16 protein-coding genes and 3 pseudogenes are annotated in these 18,249 nt (G+C 69.7%); 9 read left to right on the forward strand and 10 right to left on the reverse strand.

Features of this window, described 5'->3' with window-relative positions:
- Positions 1-110 precede the first annotated feature (110 nt).
- From E1193_RS07225 to E1193_RS07240, 4 genes are all read left to right on the forward strand, one after another.
- Positions 111-1,244: a sensor histidine kinase gene (locus tag E1193_RS07225; protein ID WP_132181445.1), complete on the forward strand. Its 1,134-nt coding sequence runs from the start codon at positions 111-113 to the stop codon at positions 1,242-1,244.
- Positions 1,241-1,897, forward strand: a complete 657-nt coding sequence (locus E1193_RS07230; RefSeq protein ID WP_132181447.1) for a response regulator transcription factor — start codon at positions 1,241-1,243, stop codon at positions 1,895-1,897. Before E1193_RS07225 ends, E1193_RS07230 begins: the two co-directional genes overlap by 4 nt.
- A 41-nt stretch (positions 1,898-1,938) precedes the next feature.
- Positions 1,939-2,148: a hypothetical protein gene (locus E1193_RS07235; protein ID WP_207922606.1), complete on the forward strand. Its 210-nt coding sequence runs from the start codon at positions 1,939-1,941 to the stop codon at positions 2,146-2,148.
- Between the two features lie 141 nt (positions 2,149-2,289).
- A complete protein-coding gene (locus E1193_RS07240) occupies positions 2,290-2,859 on the forward strand; it encodes a nucleotidyltransferase family protein (RefSeq protein WP_132181449.1) in 570 nt (189 codons plus the stop codon).
- Between the two features lie 18 nt (positions 2,860-2,877).
- On the opposite strand, the gene E1193_RS07245 is transcribed toward E1193_RS07240, so the two are convergent.
- From E1193_RS07245 to E1193_RS07260, 4 genes are read right to left on the reverse strand one after another with little or no spacing between them, the layout of a single operon-like run.
- A complete protein-coding gene (locus tag E1193_RS07245) occupies positions 2,878-3,999 on the reverse strand; it encodes an XdhC family protein (protein ID WP_347877015.1) in 1,122 nt (373 codons plus the stop codon).
- 60 nt (positions 4,000-4,059) lie between these two features.
- On the reverse strand, positions 4,060-6,279 hold the full coding sequence (locus tag E1193_RS07250) for a xanthine dehydrogenase family protein molybdopterin-binding subunit (RefSeq protein ID WP_132181453.1): 2,220 nt from the start codon (positions 6,277-6,279) through the stop codon (positions 4,060-4,062).
- Positions 6,280-6,282: 3 nt separating this feature from the next.
- Positions 6,283-7,254 carry a xanthine dehydrogenase family protein subunit M gene (locus tag E1193_RS07255; RefSeq protein WP_132181455.1) on the reverse strand — a complete coding sequence of 324 codons (972 nt, stop codon included), beginning with the start codon at positions 7,252-7,254 and terminating at the stop codon, positions 6,283-6,285.
- Positions 7,254-7,742: a (2Fe-2S)-binding protein gene (locus E1193_RS07260; RefSeq protein WP_243707358.1), complete on the reverse strand. Its 489-nt coding sequence runs from the start codon at positions 7,740-7,742 to the stop codon at positions 7,254-7,256. Before E1193_RS07260 ends, E1193_RS07255 begins: the two co-directional genes overlap by 1 nt.
- Positions 7,743-8,776: 1,034 nt before the next feature.
- Between E1193_RS07260 and E1193_RS07265 the strand changes: the two genes are divergently transcribed.
- The gene (locus tag E1193_RS07265; RefSeq protein ID WP_132181459.1) at positions 8,777-9,691 is read left to right on the forward strand and encodes a helix-turn-helix transcriptional regulator; all 915 of its coding nucleotides are present in this window, start codon (positions 8,777-8,779) and stop codon (positions 9,689-9,691) included.
- Positions 9,692-9,932: 241 nt separating this feature from the next.
- On the opposite strand, the gene E1193_RS07270 is transcribed toward E1193_RS07265, so the two are convergent.
- From E1193_RS07270 to E1193_RS07275, 3 genes and pseudogenes are all read right to left on the reverse strand, one after another.
- A complete protein-coding gene (locus E1193_RS07270) occupies positions 9,933-10,106 on the reverse strand; it encodes an RICIN domain-containing protein (RefSeq protein WP_347877014.1) in 174 nt (57 codons plus the stop codon).
- A gap of 15 nt (positions 10,107-10,121) precedes the next feature.
- Positions 10,122-10,253 carry a hypothetical protein gene (locus tag E1193_RS33695; RefSeq protein ID WP_279433302.1) on the reverse strand — a complete coding sequence of 44 codons (132 nt, stop codon included), beginning with the start codon at positions 10,251-10,253 and terminating at the stop codon, positions 10,122-10,124.
- A 271-nt stretch (positions 10,254-10,524) separates the two neighbouring features.
- Positions 10,525-11,475: pseudogene (locus E1193_RS07275) on the reverse strand (ISAzo13 family transposase); the annotation flags it as partial.
- A gap of 314 nt (positions 11,476-11,789) precedes the next feature.
- Between E1193_RS07275 and E1193_RS07280 the strand changes: the two are divergent.
- Positions 11,790-12,218, forward strand: a complete 429-nt coding sequence (locus E1193_RS07280; protein ID WP_279433305.1) for a DMT family transporter — start codon at positions 11,790-11,792, stop codon at positions 12,216-12,218.
- A gap of 45 nt (positions 12,219-12,263) precedes the next feature.
- On the opposite strand, the gene E1193_RS07285 is transcribed toward E1193_RS07280, so the two are convergent.
- A complete protein-coding gene (locus E1193_RS07285) occupies positions 12,264-13,139 on the reverse strand; it encodes a hypothetical protein (RefSeq protein WP_132181463.1) in 876 nt (291 codons plus the stop codon).
- 139 nt (positions 13,140-13,278) lie between these two features.
- On the opposite strand from E1193_RS07285, the gene E1193_RS07290 reads away from it, so the two are divergent.
- On the forward strand, positions 13,279-15,954 hold the full coding sequence (locus tag E1193_RS07290) for a LuxR family transcriptional regulator (RefSeq protein WP_132181465.1): 2,676 nt from the start codon (positions 13,279-13,281) through the stop codon (positions 15,952-15,954).
- Between the two features lie 8 nt (positions 15,955-15,962).
- Here the strand turns inward: E1193_RS07290 and E1193_RS07295 are convergent.
- Positions 15,963-16,160 (reverse strand): annotated as a pseudogene (locus tag E1193_RS07295) (D-arabinono-1,4-lactone oxidase); the annotation flags it as partial.
- 111 nt (positions 16,161-16,271) lie between these two features.
- On the opposite strand from E1193_RS07295, the gene E1193_RS07300 reads away from it, so the two are divergent.
- Both E1193_RS07300 and E1193_RS33700 read left to right on the forward strand, forming a co-directional pair.
- Entirely contained in the window at positions 16,272-16,523 is a 252-nt protein-coding gene (locus E1193_RS07300; RefSeq protein ID WP_132181469.1) for a hypothetical protein, read from the forward strand.
- A 646-nt stretch (positions 16,524-17,169) separates the two neighbouring features.
- Positions 17,170-17,298 carry a hypothetical protein gene (locus E1193_RS33700; protein ID WP_279433303.1) on the forward strand — a complete coding sequence of 43 codons (129 nt, stop codon included), beginning with the start codon at positions 17,170-17,172 and terminating at the stop codon, positions 17,296-17,298.
- Here the strand turns inward: E1193_RS33700 and E1193_RS07310 are convergent.
- Positions 17,285-18,235: pseudogene (locus tag E1193_RS07310) on the reverse strand (ISL3 family transposase). The gene E1193_RS33700 and the pseudogene E1193_RS07310 sit on opposite strands and share 14 nt — an antisense overlap.
- Between the last annotated feature and the right edge of the window lie 14 nt (positions 18,236-18,249).

The following is an 18,249-nucleotide window of genomic DNA, read 5'->3' on the forward strand; positions in this document are numbered from 1 at the left end:
CATCCGCTTGCGGGCTCGAGCGGTCCTGGCCGCAGGCGCGGGACATCCGCAGTACTTTCGGCTGATCCGCCCGAGCGGCGGCCCCCTCACGTTGTCCGGGAGGGGGAAGCATGCGTGCTGGGATCTTGGCTGAGCCTCGCCCCGCACGCCCGCCGGTGCGGGTCTGGCGGGACTGGGCGCTGTCCTCGGCTCTTGTCGCGATCTCGCTCGTCGAGGTACTGCTGCGCGACGACAGGGCGTGGGCGCCGCTGCTGGTCGGTGTCAGCGTCGTGGTCGCGGCGTGCCTGCTGTGGCGACGCACGCGGCCGCTGGCCGCAGTCACCGTTGCCTTCGGAGCCGTTCTCGCGTTCGACATCGCGAGGATCGCGGTCATTGATGCCACCGGTCTGCTGGGCATCGCAGGGCTGCTTGTGTTGCCCTACGCCCTGCTGCGCTGGGGAGCAGCTCGCGAGGCTGCCCTCGGACTCGGCATCATCCTCATCTGGCTACCCGTCACCCTCATCGCGGACCCGACCTCACCCGCGGAGAAGGTCGCCGGTTACGGCTTCTTCCTGTTCTCGGCCGCGCTCGGCGCGGCAGTGCGCTACCGCACCAGAAGCCACGAAGGCGACATCGAGCAGGTGCGGCTTCACCAGCGCAACGAACTCGCCCGCGAGCTGCACGACACGGTCGGCCACCGCGTCTTGGCCATCGCCGTCCAGGCACAGGCAGGTCGCGCGCTGTCCGCCGCAGATCCGAAGCGCGCGCTGGCTACCCTGGTCACCATTGAGGAAGAGGCATCCCGGACGCTCCAGGAGATGCGAGCCCTCGTAGGCGTGCTGCGCGACGGAACGGACGCCGATCTCGCCCCCCGGCGAGGGGTGATGGACGTCGAACGACTCGCTCGTCCCGGCGGCGAGGTGCTGGGCGTCCGCGTGCAGGTCTCCGGTGACGTCGAGGCCGTTGAGCCAGCAGTCAGCACCGCCCTCTACCTGATCGCCGCCGAGGCGGTCACCAACGCGACCCGCCACGCCTCCGGCGCCACCCACGTCACCGTCGACGTCACCGCATCCCGCAGCCAGGTGCACCTGCGAGTGCGCGATGACGGCAAGGCGAGTACGACCAGCTCCCCGCACGCCGGCTACGGGCTGCGCGGCATGGCCGAGCGGGCGAGCCTGCTCGGCGGCACCCTCCGGGCGGGACCTGGCCCGGACGGGGGCTGGAGCGTCGACGCCTCGCTGCCTCGGACAGCGCGCGCGTCATGACCATCCGTGTGCTGGTCGCTGACGACCAGGACATCGTCAGGGCAGGGCTCTGCATGATCTTGGAGGCCCAACCGGGCATTGCCGTCGTCGGCGAGGCCGCCGACGGCCGCCGGGCGATCGCCATGGCCCGTTCGCTGCGTCCCGATGTGTGCCTGCTGGACATCCGCATGCCCGAGGTCGACGGGATCGAAGCCACCCGCCAGCTCGCCGGGGCCGACGTCGCCGATCCTCTGGCCGTCGTCGTCATCACCACTTTCGACCTCGACGAGTACGTCTACGGCGCGCTGAAGGCAGGCGCCCGAGGCTTCCTCCTCAAGGACGCCGGCGCCGAGATGCTCACCCAGGCCATCCATGCCGCCGCCCGCGGCGACGCCCTGATCGCACCGAACATCACCGCGAGGCTCCTGTCCTCCTTCGCGAACAGCCGCTCGCGCTCGGTGCCAGCTGAGCCTGTCGAGCCGCTGACCGCTCGCGAGGAACAGGTCCTGCTGGCTGCCGCTCGCGGCCGGACCAACAGCGAGATCGGCGATGAGCTGTCCATCAGCCTCAGCACCGTCAAGACCCACATCGCCGCCCTGATGCGCAAGCTCAACGCCCGCAACCGCGTCGAGATCGTCATGTGGGCCTACGAGACACGCCGCGTCGGCACCTGATCGGCGCCCGCAGGCGCTGTTGCGTTGTTGGATCGGTGGGCATGCCGAGCCGCTCCAGCGGGCACTGGTCAGATTGCTCGGGCGAGTTCGGTGAACGCGGCGGCCACCCGCGTCGGGACTACTACCAGCACAAACGAGCCGCAGGCAAAACCCACAAGGAAGCCATGCGCTGCCTGAAACGACGCCTGTCCGACGTCGTCTACCGCACCATGATCAAAGATACGGAGACCTCTCTGCTGCTGGCAGGTTGACAAGAGAGGTGCCGTTAGCGAGACAGCCCCCCATCCTCACCGCGAGTGGCGTGGAGAGTATGTCGAGATACACCGGGTCCCCCGCGTCCGGACATCCGCTGCGCTCTGGTAAGGGTAAGGGCTGCCAACGTAGGAGGCACGGTGTACACGACCATCAGCGGGCTGCTACTCGCGGCTGGCGCAGGGCGTCGGTACGGAATGCCGAAGGCGCTCGTTGAGCGTGACGGACGGCTGCTGGTCGAGCATGGGCTGGCGACCCTACAAACGGCTGGATGTTCACCGGTCGTCGTGGTGCTCGGCGCCGCCGCGGAGACGGTGCTGGCGCGCGCCGAGCTGCCCGGGGCGCTGGCGGTGACCAGTCCCGACTGGCGTGAAGGCATGGGCGCCTCGTTGCGGGTCGGGCTCGACGCGCTCGCGGGAACTGACGCGCAAGCTGTGGTGGTCCTCCTCGTCGACACGCCCGGCGTCACCGCATCGGCCGTGCGGCGGGTCAGCGCCCACAGTTCGACGGATGCCCTCGTCGTGGCCACCTATCACGGCGAGCGGGGCCACCCGGTGTTGCTCGGCCGATCTCACTGGCCTGGCGTGGCGGCCGCCGCGGTCGGCGACGTCGGGGCTCGGCCCTACCTGCGCAAGCATCGCGGTCGGCTGCTTACGGTCGCCTGCGAGGACATCGCCGACGGCACCGACCTCGACCGTCCGGACAGGTAGAGGTCAAGACGGTACGCGTCAGACCATCTCGTGGTGGATGCGGCCAGCCCGCCGGGTCAACGGTTGCCCGGTGCCGCCCCACCGGCTCGCGATGATCTCGGCGGCGATACTCACCGCGGTCTCCTCCGGGGTACGCCCGCCCAGGTCCAACCCGACCGGCGACGCCAGCCGGGACAGCTCCGCCTCGGTCAGCCCGGCCTCGCGCAGCCGCGTCAGCCGCTGCTCGTGGGTACGCCGGGAGCCCATCGCGCCGACGTACGCCAGCGGCAGCCGCAGCGCCACATCCAGCAGCGGCCCGTCGAACTTCGGGTCGTGGGTAAGCACGCAGGTCACCGTTCGTTCGTCGATGAGCCCGGCGTCCGCCTGTGCCCGCAGGTACCGGTGCGGCCAGTCCACCACCACCTCGTGCGCCTCGGGGAAGCGCCTGGCGGTGGCGAACACCGGCCTCGCGTCGCACACCGTCACCCGGTATCCGAGGAAAGCGCCGATGCGGGCCACCGCCGCCGCGAAGTCGATGGCCCCGAAAATGATCATCCGGGGTGCGGGCGCGAACGAGGAGACGAACAGCGTCAGGTCCTCGCCACGACGCTGCCCGTCGTACCCGTACCGCAGGGTGCCGGTGCGGCCGGTGGCGAGCATGCCGCGGGCGTCGTCGGTCGCCGCGCCGTCCAGCCGGTCGGTGCCGAGCGACCCCGCAGTCCGGTCGTGCCATACCACCAGCCGCCGCCCCAGCCGCCCGGCCGGGTCCAGCTCGCCGGCCGCCACGCAGGTGACCACCGCGACCGGGACGCCCGCGCGGATGTCCCGAATCACCTCACCCAACTGCGGAAAGGCATCCCGGTCCACCCGCTCCACGAACACGTCGATGGTCCCGCCGCAGGTCAGCCCCACCGCGAACGCGTCGCCGTCGCTGACCCCGTACCGCCGCCGCACCGGCCGGGCGCCGGCGACCACCTCACTGGCCAACTCGTACACCGCGCCCTCCACGCAGCCGCCGGAGACGCTGCCCACCGCGGTTCCGCCGGGCCCGACCAGCATGGTGGCGCCCGGCGGCCGGGGTGCCGAGCGCCAGGTCTCCACCACCGTCGCCAACCCCACCGGCTGGCCGGCCGCCCACCACCCGCCGAGGTCGTCCAGCACCTCACGCAACCCGCATCATCTCCCTCAACACCTCCGGTACGCCCAGGCACGCGTTCCCGGTCAGAGCAGCTTGTCCGGGGTGATGGGCAGGTCGCGGATCCGGCGACCGGTGGCGTTGTAGACGGCGTTGGCTATCGCCGCCGCCGCACCGACCGTGCCTAACTCGCCGATGCCGCGCACGCCCTCGGAGTTGAAGGCGGTGTCCGGGTGCTGCACGAACTGCACGTCCATCGGCGGTACGTCGGCGTTGACCGGCACCAGGTATTCGGCGAAGTTGGCGTTGGCGAACCGGCCGGTTGCCGGCTCCACCTGGATGCCCTCGCTCAGCGCCTGACCGATGCCGAAGATGACCCCACCGATGATCTGGCTGCGTGCCGTCTTGGGGTTGATGATTTTGCCGGCGTCGACCACGGTGGTGAACCGGCTCACCCGGGTTTCGCCGGTCCAGCGGTTCACGCGGACCTCGCAGAAGTGCGCGCCGAACGAGGCGAACTCGAACCCCTGCCGGTCGCCGCCGAAGCCGACGCCCTCGGTGGCCTCCACGGCCGCGCTACCGGTCGCCTCCAGCAGATCGCCGAAGCTGACCCTGCGAGCGGCGGCGGTGAGGGCGCCGTCGGCGTACCGTACGTCCTGCGGGTTCATGCCGTGGAACGGTGAGCGCGGGTTCTCGACCGCCAGTTGGATCAGCGCGCGCTTGACGGATTCGGCCGCGAGCCGCAGTGCCGATGCGGCGCCGGCCGTCGAGGCGGAGCTGACGGCTCCGGTGTTGTTCGGCAATGCGGAGTCACCGATGTCCGGCCTGATCCGATCCATGGGGATACCCAGGGCGTCCGCGCCGAGCTGGGCCAAAACGGTCCACAAGCCCGTGCCCAGGTCCGCGCCGGCGGTGGAAACACCGGCGGTGCCGTCCGCCTGCAGGCGTATCTTCACCTGACTGGGGAAGCGCGCCGCCGGGTAGATCGCGGTGGCCATGCCCATGCCGATCAGCCACTCCCTGTCGGGAGAAGTGACCTTGCCGGGGACCGGGTTGCGCCGCGACCAGCCGAACCTCCGCGCGCCGACGCGGTAGCACTCGTCGAGGTGTTTGCTGGACCATGGATGGCCGTTGCCGGGCACGACTGTGGTGCCGTTCTTCATCCGCAGCTCAACCGGGTCCATCCGGAGCCGGGCCGCTAGCTCGTCCATGGCGCTTTCGATCGCGAAGGCGCCGGGCTCCTCATTCGGCGCCCGCATGATGGTGCTCGTCGGTATGTCGAGCGTGACGGCTCTCTGCCCGATGTGAATGTTCTCGGACCGGTACAGCGGCAGCGTCGTGGTGTGGGGGCCCCACGGGAACATCGCACCCGAGGTGGACGCGCTGGAGTAGGCGTCGTGCTTCACCGCGATGAGTACGCCGTCCCGGGTGGCGCCGAGCGCCACGGTTTGCGCCACCGCCGAGCGGTGCCCGGTGACGGTGAACATCTGTTCCCGGGTGAGCACGGTGCTCACCGGCCGGTCGAGGGCCCGCGCCGCGGCCACCGTGAGCAGCGTGTGCCCCCAGGTCATCGCCTTGTTGCCGAAGCCACCGCCGACGTACGGGGAAACCACGCGCACTCTGGCCTGATCCACCCCCACACACCGGGCGATGTCCTGAACATGCCCGACCGGTGCCTGGGTGCCGCTGTAGACGGTCACGTGACCATCGCGCCACACCGCCACGGTCGAGTGCGGTTCCATCGGATTGTGGAGTTTGATCGGCTGGCGGTAGCTGCCGGACACGGTGACCTCGGCGGCGGCGAGCGCGTCGTCGATCGAGGCGACCCCGTCGGCCAGGTAGTCCTGGATGGCTGGTCCGAAGAAGAAGGGCTCGGGGACCGCGGCATTGGGGATGTTGTCCTCGAACGAGGCCACCGGCGTCCGGGCGTCATAGGCCACCCGGACCAGCGCGGCCGCGTCCCGCGCCTGCTCGAACGTCTCGGCCACCACCAACCCGACGATCTGCCCGTGGTGACGCACCTCGGTGTCCTGCAACGGCACCCAGTTCGGGCCGAATAGGCCACCCCCCTGGTTGAACAGCTTCAGCGGGTTCAACGGCGTGTAGACAGCCAGGACACCTGCGGAACGCTGAGCCGCCGCGGTGTCCATCGACCGGATACTGCCCCGGCCCACTGTGCTCAACACCAGATAACCGTGGGCCAGCCGGTCGGGGTGATGGTCCGACGCGTACCCGGCCGCGCCCGTGACCTTCAGGCGGCCGTCGACCCGGTTTACCGGCTTCCCGAGCGGGGACTGCTGGGACATCGCTCAGCCCTTCAGACTCATCACGGCACGGACGATCGTCCGCTGCACCAGGGACACCTTGAACCGGTTGTGCGCCAACGGACGCGCGTCCGCCACGGCGCGCGCCGCCGCGGCCTCGACCACGTCCTGGCGCAGCGGACGGTTCCGCAGTGCGTCCTCGACCGCGGGCAGCCGCCACGGTCTTGTCCCCACGCCGCCGACCGCGAGCCGTACGTCCCGGATGGTCCGGCCGGACAGATTGACCGCGACCGCCGCGGAGGTCAGGGCGAACTCGTACGACGTCCGGTCACGGATTTTGAGGTACGTCGAACGGCGCGCCCAGTCGAGCCGAGGCACCATCACGCCGGTGACCAGTTCGCCCGGTCGCAGGTCGTGTTCGAGGTGCGGGGTCGTCCCGGGGAGGCGGTAGAAGTCCGCCAGGCGTACCGTGCGAACGCCGGACCGGTCCCGCAGTTGGACCGCCGCGTCCAACGCGACCAGCGCCACCGCCAGGTCGCTGGGGTGCGTGGACACGCACGAGTTGCTGGTGCCGAGGATGGCGTGCATGCGGTTCTCGCCGTTCAGCGCGGAACAGCCGGTGCCCGGCTCCCGCTTGTTGCACGGCGTCGCAGTGTCGCGGAAGTAACCGCACCGGCTGCGCTGCAGCAGGTTGCCGCCAATGCTGGCCATGTTCCGAAGCTGCCCTGAGGCGCTGGCCAGCAGCGCCTCGGCGATGACCGGGTAACCGGCCTTCACCAGCGGGTAGCCAGCGATGTCGCTCATCCGTTCCAACGCGCCGATGTGCAGCCCTCGCCGGTCCCGGTGAACTCCACGCATCGGCAGGCGGTTGATGTCCACCACCCGCTGCGGCGTCATTACGTCCAGCTTCATCAGGTCCACCAGCGTGGTCCCACCGGCCAGGTACGCCGAACCGTCGCCGCTGCGTGACAGCGCCTCCCCGACCGTCCTCGCGATGGTGAAGTCGTGCGCTCGCATCAACCGGCCGCCTTTCCGTGACGGGCGGCTTTGATCGCCGCGACGATGTTCTCGTACGCGCCACAGCGGCAGATGTTGCCGCACATGGCCTCCCGGATTTCCGCGTCAGAGCGGGCGTTTCCTTCGGCTACCACGGCCACCGCCGACATAATCTGCCCGGAGGTGCAGAATCCGCACTGGAACGCATCCTGGTCGATGAACGCCTGCTGCATCGGGTGCAGCCGGCCGCCGCCGCCACCGCCACCGGCCGATGCCAGGCCCTCGATGGTGGTCACCGACCGGCCTTGCACCGAACCGGCCAGGGTCAGGCAGGACAGCACCCGGCGGCCGTCCACGTGTACCGTGCACGCGCCGCACTGGCCGCGGTCGCACCCCTTCTTTGTGCCGGTAAGGTGCAACCGGTCACGCAGCGCGTCGAGCAAGGTCACCCGCGGATCGATGCGCAGCCGCTCGGTGCGTCCGTTCACGCGCAGCGCGATATCGATCAGATTTTCGCCCGGTGACTCGATCGCCGGAGCAGCCGTCGCCGGCGGCGCCGCAACGGCGCTCTGCGCCACCGGCGCACTCACCGCGAGACCGGCAGAGGCGGCCGCGGTTCGGGCGAGGAAGCCGCGGCGGGACACGCTGTCAACGCGACCCTGTCCGGCCGCAGGTCCTGGTGCGTCTTCCGTCGCGCTCATCGCGCCTCCAACAGTCGAACGGTCAGATAAGCCCGGCGCGACGTGGGTCGCCCGACCCACACCTGGTCCCGTCAGTGGCCGCAACCGAGCCGGCTGACGCAACACCCGACCCCTGGTGGACGTCACGTCGATAAATCGCTTTGACATGGACGGCTGGCCGTCCATGAACCCAACTCGGCGACCGGTCGGTCGGACGTGGCAGCAACGCTGCCCCGCACACCGTCCGCTCGGCCGGACATGACAGCAACCCTGCCCCGGCACGCCACCACTAACCAGTGCAAGCTTTTGCTACGTACCGTTTTCCTACTACTGGCAGGAACAGGCTACGAACGTGGTCAACTCGGCATACTGGACGCCATGGTCGACCACAGGCGATCGGATCTCGGGTTGCCCAGCTTCGACCGTCGCTACCATGCGGCAGGAGCACAGGCCAGTACGGCGATAGGGCCTAACCGTTCACGGGTGGAGCTGCCATCGGATGCCTGCTGGTAAGTGGCGACGCACGAGGTCGTTAGACACCCGCCCTTCCCCCAGACGCCGGTACGGTCACCCACCGCGAGTGCCTTGACGCGTGGCATCAAACCAGGTCGGTCTCGCGAGACCCATCTCCGCTTCTCGCGCCAGAACCGGCTCCTGCCCCGAGCTGAGTTCGGTCGTCATCTGGCGTCTCTCCCTTGATCGGTCGATCAGCCGTTATGTACAGTCCCCAAACCGCTGGAAGATCTCAAACCGGACGCAAGGCATAAATCAACCCGAACATCTGCGGACCGCCCTCTGACTACGCCCCGTTTTCCTACCTCTGGCAGAGACAGGCTCCGGACGTGATCAGCCATACTTGGGGCATGGTCGATCAGATACGTTCGGGGGATCCGACGCCTGGTGCCCTCGATCGGCGTACGGAGCTGGGCCGGTTCCTGCGCACGCGCCGGGCCGCGCTGAAGCCGGAGGATCTTGGGCTGCCCGGCTTCGGCCGCCGCCGGCGGGTGCCGGGGCTGCGCCGGGAGGAGGTCGCCCAGGCTGCCGGGGTTTCCGTCGCCTACTACACCCGGCTGGAGCAGGGCAACAGCGACAACGTCTCCGCCGAAGTGCTCAAGGCCATCGCCCGCGCGCTACGACTCTCCGACCCCGAGCACAACTACATGACACAACTGGCAAAGCCCAAGCCGGACGAGAACGAGGGCACCCACCCGCGGCCGCAGCGCCTGCGCCCCGCCCTGCAACACCTACTCGACGCCATCGACGGCGTACCGGCCTACGTGATCGGGCAACGCTCGGACATCCTGGGCTGGAACCGACTCGCCGCAGGACTGTTCGGCAACTGGAACGAGCTGCCGCCAGACGAACTCAACTATGCCCGTTTCACATTCCTCTCCCCCACGGCACGGAACCTGTTTGTCGATTGGGAAGACAAAGCGGCCACCATCGTCAGCCTTCTACGCCTGTTCGCCAGCCGCTGCCCCGACGATCCACAACTGGCCGCCCTCATCGGTGAGCTCGGGGTCAAAAGCGAGGACTTCCGTCGCATGTGGGCCACATACGAACTACGTCTCAAGGACCCCGGCCCGCTGCGACTGAACCACCCGCTCGTCGGCGAGCTGACTCTGTCGTACGAGGTTTTCTCCTTTCGCGCCGACCCCGACCAGACACTGATCACCTACCACGCCGAACCCGGCTCTGCCTCCGCGTCCGCCCTACGCATGCTCGCCAATTGGGGAACCGCCGCCACGACGCCCACCCGCTCGACGGTGGACGGTTGACCCACCTCCTGGACAGGATCGACGCTGGGCCGTGCCAGTTCGTGAATCCGCAGCCACCTGCGCCTCGGCGGTCGCGTGCTCGCCGACGGGCCGGGACGCAGGGGGTGCTGGTCGGACGAGCAGCCACCGAGCCGCCCCACGTTCACAGCGACAAACAAGCATAAATCCTCACCTATCTTCCCGCAGGTCAGGCTTTATGATCATGCACTCCGGAAGGGACTCACCCCCTATCTCACTGAGATCAATTTATCGACTCAAGCTCATCCGCGCTCCGCATGAACTGCTGGTTCTGCCCGCCGCCGCAGGTGTACGGGGACAGGCGGGTGCCGTCGGCGGTGGAGTCGCACGGTACGTCGAGGCACTTGCCGGAGTGGCGTGCGACCAGGCGCGCATAGCCGCTGCCGGCGTCCTGCACTGGGATGCCCCCGATTCACCGGCCAATCGGGCGGAGTTCGGCGGGCATCTGGTCGTGCATCACTGCCTGACCCGCATCGTCATGGGCCTGGCCGAGGAGAACGGCATCAATCCCGACCGAGTGTCGTTCATCAAGGTCCTCAAGCACGCCAGGCGCAGTGTGGTCCGGCAGTGCGCCGATACCCCCGCGAAGATCGAACGATTCCTCGCCTCGCTGGCTGCGAAGGTCGGCCGCAAGCTCGACAATGGACTTCGGCGCTTGCGCGAGGCGGACCGGTTCCTCAAGCGACCAGACTCCAAATACTCCTCGAAGCTCTCTTATCGGACGAATAGCAGGGACCGGCGACCGACGGCACCGTGTCCTGGCCAAGGTCATCACGCTGCACCCGAGATAGTTCGATATTCAAACAACGGCATTGAGTGCCCGGCGGGAAGTGGCAGACGGTGATCTCCAGCCCGGTCTGCACCGCGAGGGCGGCCCGTTCGACCTTCCAAGCGCGGGTGCGGTAGCCGTTGCTGCCCCCGGCGTCCGCGGTGATCAGGAGCCGGCGGGCGGCCGGATAGTCGGTGTGGCCGGTCGTGGTCCACCAGCGGCGGATGGACTCGACTGCGAATGCGGCCGTGTCGTGGTCGGTGCCCACGTTGACCCAGCCGGTGTTCATCGACAGGTCGTAGATCCCGTACGGGATGGCCTTACCCAGTTCGGGGTCGGGAAAGTCGTGGGTGCCGACCGTGACCGGCCGCCCGGCAGGCCGCCACTGCCTGCCGTCGTTCTTGTACTGCCCGACCAGTTCCTTCTTTTTGATATCCACATTGATCACCGGATCGGCGCTGCCCTGGTGGGCTTTGACCCGCTCGTTGGGGTAACGGAACTGTCCGTCACGGTCCGGATGACGGCAGCCCTCGAGGGTCTTGGCGTTACCTTGCAGGCTGTACCCCTCGTCCCGCAGCAGATCGCCGACGGTGTCGGCGCTGACCTTGTGGCCGTGTCGGGTCAATTCCGCCGCCAGGGTACGTGTGGACTTGACCGTCCACCGCAGCGGCGACATCGGGTCGCCCCGCTCGTCCGGCTCGACCAGAACCAGCAACGCGGGACGCAGCCCCGGATCGACCACCACAGCCGGTTTACGCCCACCGCCGAGCCGGCGAACCCGACCCAGCGGCTCCACGCCCGCGTCCAGCTCGTCGACGCCCGCCGATACCGTGGCCTCACGCATACCCGCCGCCCCGGCCACCGCACGGATTCCGCCGCGCCCCAACGCCCGGGCCTCCGCGCCCAGCAGCAACCGGCGCTGCCGCTCATCCAGATGAGGCAAGATCGCCTCTAGCCGCACGGCAAGCATCCGACAAACCTCATCGCTGAACGCCATAGCAGATCAACGCACAAGAATCCGCGAAGCTACGGGTTGTTTTCCGGCGGGCCTCAAGGTGACGCCGTTGACGGCGGGGGTGTCGCGGTCGGGTAGACCAGCGTGACGTCCGTCGAGGCAGCTCGGTCGGAGCGGACGGCGTGGCCTGCTCGGGCGCGCCGGTGGGCGGCATGTAGTCGGTGGCGCGGGTCATGAAGCCGGTGTAGTCGCCGGCGTGCTGACCTTCCGGCGTCCTCGGCCTGCTGCTGGCCGTCGTCGGCGTCCTGGTCCTCGAGGGCGCCCACCCGGACGCACCGGTCGGCCTCGGCGACCTGCTGGTCTTCGGCGGCCTCGTCAGCGCCGCCGCCTACGTGCTCGTCGCCCGCGGCATCGCCGACCGGGTGGACGCCCTCACCATGACGGCGCACCAGTCCGCCTTCGGGCTGGCGGTGATCCTCCCGTTCGGCGTGGCCGAGGTCGTCCGCGGCGGGCCGCGTCTGCTGACCGGTCACTCGGCCGGCGGCTGGCTGATCGCCCTGGCGATCGGCGTGTTCGGTTTCGGGGCCAGCTTCCTGCTCTACAACTTCGCCCTGGCCACGGTCCGGGCCGGCCGCGCCGGCATCATCCTCCGCCTGCTGCCGGTCTTCGGCGTGCTGTCGGCGGTGGCGGTCCTGGGCGAGCGGATCGGCGGCTGGCAGTGGTGCGGCGCGGCGCTGATCGTCGCCTCGATCTTCGTCTTCCCGGACGGCGAACCGGAAGACTGACAAGGCGGCCCCGCACCGGCGGGACCGCCTTCTCCGGGGTGGAACTCAGATCCGGGACACCATGCGCTCAGCCGAGCACGTGGTCGTGCCGAGGTTCTTCATGTACCACACGAACTCACGCCCGGACGTGCCGCTCGAGCTGACGTACTGGCGGTAGAACTGGCGGGTGACCTCGACGGAGCACCCGTTCTCCACCGGGCTTAGGGCGATCAGGTGCGTCGCCGTGTCCGGTTCGGCGCCGATCCGCGTACCGGTCGTCGCACCGGCGCCCACGGACTTCGCCGAGTACTGGTACTCGACCTCGGCGAGGCCCATCTGCACGTCGGCACTGCAGGCGATGTTGCCGGTGTTCTGCACCTCGTAGCGCAGGTACACCGGCCGGGCGACGTCACCCTGCCGCACGCGCTGGTACCACGACCGCAGCACCTTAAACCGGCAGGGGTTGGCACTGGTCGCCCCGCTGGGCAGCACGCCGAGCAGCGGCACCTCGGACAACGGGCCGAGCTGGGTGAGCTGGGTCGAGTAGGTCTTGATCTCACCGGGCTCCACACCGCCCGTCGACTGCACAGAGCTCGCACTGATCCTCGAAACCAGGATGTTCGTTCCACAGGAGATCGAGCCGATGTTCTTGATCGTGTAGTAGAACTCGCGTTCGCCGGAGCTCAGCCGGTCGTACCACTGGTTGGTCACCTCGAACTCGCAGTCCTCCGAGGTGCTGGCGCCGACCGGCGCCAGCCCGACCCGGTAGACGGCATTCGACAGGGCGTTGTTCCAGTGGCGGGTCTGCGAGGCGCCCGGCGCCACCGTTCCGCTGAACCCCGACCAGGCCAGAGTGGCGTGCGCGGGAGTCGTCACGGCGAACGTACTGACCAGTACGAATCCCAGCGTGAGACTGATCGAGCGCAGCAAGCCTTTACGCATGGAAGAACCTCCATGAAAACAACGGGAAATCGGTCGTTCGGAATAGTCCCGCGCAAATCTGCGGTCCACATGAGTACCGGCTACTCAATTGCGTGAGCCGGTACTCAAGCCCCTCGGGGGCGCCACTAGGATCTGATCCGTGCGTGTCGATCTCCCGAACGACCCGACCGGCGCCGAGGCGGACGGGCTGGCCTGGCCGCTGGTGGGTCGCGGCACGCAACGGTCGATGCTGGTGCGCGCGGTCACCCACGGCCGGGGCGCCCTGATCGTGGGCGAGGCCGGCATCGGGAAGACCCGGCTGGCCACGGTCGTGCTGGACCTGCTCGCGAGCAAGGGCTGGCACATCGTGCGGATCCACGCCAGTGACTGCATCCGGGAGATCCCGCTGGGCGCGCTCTCTCCCCTGCTGCCCTCGGTCCGCGCACCCGAACCGTCCTCGACCACGCTCAGCGCCGCCCTGAGCGGCCTCAGTGCGCTCGCCGCGGACGCCAGCGCCGACCGGCTCGTGGTCTTCATCGACGACATCGACGCGCTGGACGGCATGTCCGCCGTGGTGACCAGCCACCTCGCCACCGTCCGGGGGATCCCGGTGCTGGCGACCACGCGCTCGGGGCGGATGCTGCCCGAGCCCGTACGGCAGCTGGTGGTCGGCGCCGTCCTGGAACGGCTCGACCTGACCCCGCTGACCGAGGCGGAGATGCTCGAGCTCTTCCGGTCCGTCCTCCGCGGGCCCCTCGCGCCGGAGGCCGCCGCGCGCCTGATCCGCCTGTGCGGCGGCGTGCCCCTGTTCGCGCGCGAGATCGTGCTGGACGGTCTGCAGAGCGCACATCTGCACCGGGTCGGAGCGGAATGGCAGTTCGACCGGCCCGACCCGGCGTCCTCCCCCCGCCTGTCCGACCTGCTGACCGACCGGCTCAGGGACGCCAGCACGGAGGAACGGCAGGCGCTGGAGATCGCCGCCATGGCGGCGCCGATCGGCGTGCGGGAGCTGGCCCAGCTGGTGCCGGCCGACGCGCTCGCCGCCCTGGAACGGCGTGGCCTGCTCACCGTCGGCCGGCTCGACCGCCGCCTTCCGGTACGGCTCAGCCACCCGCTCTACCGCGAGCTGGTCGCCGGCTCCACACCGGCTGTCTCCCGCCTCGGATACGCGCGCCGGCTGGCCGACCAGATGGAGCGGCACGACCTCCGCCGGACCGACGACCTGCTTCGGTGGGCGCTGTGGCGGCTGGACGGCGGAGGCCCGATCGACCGGGCCAGGCTGACCACGGCCGCGGGCCTCGCCGTCGCGCGGCGGGTCGACCTCGCGGTACGCGACAGGCTGACACGCGCCGCCTACGCCGCCGATCCCAGCGTCGCCAACGGCCTCCTGCTCTACCAGAGCCTGGTGGAGGTGGACGTCGACGAACTGGACCCGCTCCTGGCCGACCTCGCGGCGCGGGCGCGGACGGAGCCGGAGCGGGCCGCGATCATGATCGCCCACGCCTACCACATCGGATTGGTCACGCACCGCCCCGACGACGGCACCGACGCGCTCGACGAGGTGGCGCGGACCATCCACAGCCCCGCGCTGCTGTCCGACATCAAGGCCCACCGCGCGATGCTGTACGCGATGTCCGGCCGCCCCGGCCCGGCACTGTCGGACGCCCAGGAGGCGCTCGTCGGCTCCGCGCAGCCCGGTGCTCGCATGATCGCGGGCACCGCCGCGGCGCTGGCCAACCTCATGACGGGGCGCTTTCCCGAGGCGCGCGCGGCGGCCGGCCTGGTCCGGACGTTGTCAACGCAGGCGGACCGCGGCTCGATCAGCCCGGTGCCGACCGCGTTCCTGCTCGAGGTCCGGATCCTCGCGGATCAGGGCTACGCTCAGGAGGCGCGGCTGCGGGCGGCGGCGGCGGTGACCGACGCCGTCGTCAACGGCGATCCGAAGCGCCACGCATGGTCGACAGCGGCGGTCGCGTACGCCCACCTGTGCCAGGGCGACCTCGAGGACGCCGCGGCCCGGGCCGCGGAAGCCGGCCGCCTCTTCACGGGCATGGCGCACCCCAGTGGCCGGCGCTGGACCCTGGCGCTGCAGCTGCTGGCCACCGTCCAGCGCGGACTCATCGACGAGGCCGGCACCCTCGTCACCGCCCTGCGCACCATGCCGGACCTCGGCCAGATCCGCTGCTACGACATCGACGAGGTCGTGGGCCTGGCCTGGTACGAGTTCCTCACCGCCGATCCCGCCGCGGCACAGGACCGGCTGGAGCAGGCCGCCCACGGCTGGCTCGCGGAGCAGTCGGCCGGGCTCGCGTTGCTGGCGGCGTTCGCCCTGTTCCGGCTCCGGTTCGACGACTGCGCCGCCGCCCTCCTCGACAAGATCGACGTGCCGGCCGACTGGCCGTTCGCCACCACCGTCGCCGCGCTCATCCGGGCCCGCAGTCCGGCCGACTACATCACTGCCGGCGACGCCTTCCGTGCCTACGACATGCGCCTGTACGCCGCCGAGGCGTACCACCTGGCGGCCACCCGCATGCGTCCGCCCGGCCCGAAACGCTCCCGTGCCCTGCGCCTGGCCGCGGCGCTCGCGCAGCAGTGCGGTGCCGACACCCCGCTGCTCGGGCGGCTGAACCCCGCGACCGCCCTCACCCGGCGCGAGGAGCAGATCGCCGCCCTCGCCGCCGGCGGAGCCAGCAACCGGGAGATGGCGCAGCACCTCGGCCTCTCCGAACGCACCGTCGAGAACCACCTGCACCGCGCGTTCGCCAAGCTCGGGGTCACCAGCCGCCTGGCGCTCGGCCCGCACGTGACCGCGAAGCGGACGGACCCGAGCCACTGACCGCCTGATCAGGCGATCGGGAACAGGGCGTCAACCAGCTCGTTGCCGAACTTGCCCGTCGGGTCCACCTCGCCACGCAGCGCCGCGCAGTCCGTCGCCCGCCGAGTCAGCGCGGTGATCTCCGCGGGCGACATCCCGGTCGCCTTCCCCCAGTGCGGGCGCGCACCGAACGGCCGCAGAGCACCCTCCACCGCCTGGATCACCTTCGGCCACGCCGGGGACGTCGATCCGCCAGGTGAAGTGGAACGCCGCCATGTCGCCGTCCACCATCGGGCTCAGCCACCCGCGTCTGGGAACCCAGCCCGGACGCGCCAGCGTTGGTCATCGTCATCGACGAGTACGCCGAGTTCGCCGACACCGCACCGGCCGCCGTCCCGTACGCCGAATCGGTCGCACGCCGAGGCCGCGCCGTCGCAGTGGACCTGCTCGCCGCGACACAACGACCCACGCAGAAGGCCATGGGCGGTGGCGCACTGCGCTCGCAGATGAGCGTCCGCATCTGCCTCCGTGTCCGGAAACGCCGCGACGTGGACCTCATCCTGGACAAGGGAATGCTGTCCGCCGGCTGACACGCGCACACCATCGACGCTCCCGGCAAGTTCTACGTTCTCGCCGACGGCACAACCAACCGCACCGCGCTCGCGCCTACCTCGTCACCGACGACGACGTACGGGAGACGGCAGCTCGATACGCCGACCAGCGACCCGACCTCGATCCGCTGTCCCGTGACGCAATCGACCAACAGCCGCTCGCTATCGACCCGCCGAAGACGGCGAGCGACCCCGAACAGATCCTTCTGACCGCGGCGGCACCGGAATCGGTCTCGATCAATCCGTCTGGGCGGATGCGCGCGTAATACGTCTCGCCGAGCCGGTAACCGATGAGCCGATCACCAGCGTTTACGAGGCCCGTGTTCACCAAGTCCTGGAACCGGACCCCGTATCGGGTCCGGTTTCCGGGCGGTCGCCGGCCCGGCAGGGCTGTTGCGTAGTCGGGTTGGCGGGCCGTTGAGCTGGGGCTTTGGGTGGAAGTCAGCGAGATCCTGGGTTCCATGTAGGACGGGCGCGGCCTGCTGGTGATCATGAGTTTGCGAAGACCATGAGCCAGAACAGGACCGCATCCGCTGATGTCAGCATCACTGACCGAGATCGTGCTGCCGCAGCGACCCCCGACGGTCACGGCCGTAACGAGACCCGCACTGTCAAAGCACTCACCGTGCAGACCCCGGGTGGGTTCGGCTTCCCCCGGGCCGAACAGGCCGTCCGGATCACCCGCACCCGTACGATCAAGGGCAAGACCAGCCGCGAGATGGCATACCGGCTCATCGAAGTTAAGCGGGGTTGAGGTGTCCGCGGTGGCGTCGGGTGGTCGCGGTGCGGGTGCGTAGGCGCTGATTCTCGGGGTTTCGGAAGCTGTAGGCGTCGCGGGCGATGGTCTTGATGACCCGGTTGGTTCCTTCCGAGCCGGCGTTGGTGATGCCGGTGGTGAGGAACGCGTGAATCTGCGGCCACCAGGTCTCGATGGTGGTGGCGAGTCGGTGGAGTTCGGGTAGTTCAGAGGCGGCGCAGCGGGTGTAGAAGCGGCGTAGCAACCGGTGGACGTGTTCCCGGTCGGGGTGGGTGCGGGCGGTCGCGAGCAGGTCGAGGAGGTCTTTCTTGGCGTTCCACGCGGTGAGGATCGGGGTGCCGATCGTGGCGGGCAGGGCCTAAAGAGTGTCGACCAGGCGGTCGACGTGCTTGCCGGGCATCCGAGCCGCCGAGCGGGTCAGCCGGTTACGCATCCGCCATTCTGGGTCGCTGCCGCGACCGCGACGCCCGCGCTGGGTGAGGGTGACCCGGCGGCGGACCTCAGTGACGGCCCGGTTGGCCAGTTGCACGACGTGGAAGTGGTCCACGACCAGCAGCGCGTGCGGCAGGATCTGCCGGATCGCGGCCTTGAACACGGTGCACATATCGATCGCCACCGCCCGGATCTGCTCGCGCCAGGCTGGTGAGCGGGCGGTCAGCCAGCCGGAGACGGCGGCGGTGGTACGGCCTTCGACCTGCGCGAGGAGTCCTTGGCCGTCGGACAGATCCACGAAGCCCACGTGCCACCGGTCCGCGCTCGTGGTCCACGAGGTAGCCTGCTCATCCCAGCGCCAGTGCGGCTTGCCCCGACGGACCTCGTCGATACCGAGCACCGCGACCGGCTCCGGCTCGGTCGGCAACACCGCGGTGGCGTGGGCGGTGAACGCGGCCGCGACGACCGGCCACGAGACGCCGTGATCGCGGGCTGACTGCACGATCGTGCGGCCAC

Origin of the sequence: Micromonospora sp. KC606 (genome assembly GCF_004348675.1) — a bacterium.
In the GTDB taxonomy this organism is placed as follows: domain Bacteria; phylum Actinomycetota; class Actinomycetes; order Mycobacteriales; family Micromonosporaceae; genus Micromonospora.

What these genes read in the sequence shown, in the direction of transcription:
- E1193_RS07225 (WP_132181445.1), top strand. Translation starts at nt 111, where the DNA reads ATGCGTGCTGGGATCTTGGCTGAGCCTCGCCCCGCACGCCCGCCGGTG.
- E1193_RS07230 (WP_132181447.1), top strand. Translation starts at nt 1,241, where the DNA reads ATGACCATCCGTGTGCTGGTCGCTGACGACCAGGACATCGTCAGGGCA.
- E1193_RS07235 (WP_207922606.1), top strand. Translation starts at nt 1,939, where the DNA reads ATGCCGAGCCGCTCCAGCGGGCACTGGTCAGATTGCTCGGGCGAGTTC.
- E1193_RS07250 (WP_132181453.1), bottom strand. Translation starts at nt 6,279, where the DNA reads ATGTCCCAGCAGTCCCCGCTCGGGAAGCCGGTAAACCGGGTCGACGGC.
- E1193_RS07255 (WP_132181455.1), bottom strand. Translation starts at nt 7,254, where the DNA reads ATGCGAGCGCACGACTTCACCATCGCGAGGACGGTCGGGGAGGCGCTG.
- E1193_RS07265 (WP_132181459.1), top strand. Translation starts at nt 8,777, where the DNA reads ATGGTCGATCAGATACGTTCGGGGGATCCGACGCCTGGTGCCCTCGAT.
- E1193_RS07285 (WP_132181463.1), bottom strand. Translation starts at nt 13,139, where the DNA reads ATGCGTAAAGGCTTGCTGCGCTCGATCAGTCTCACGCTGGGATTCGTA.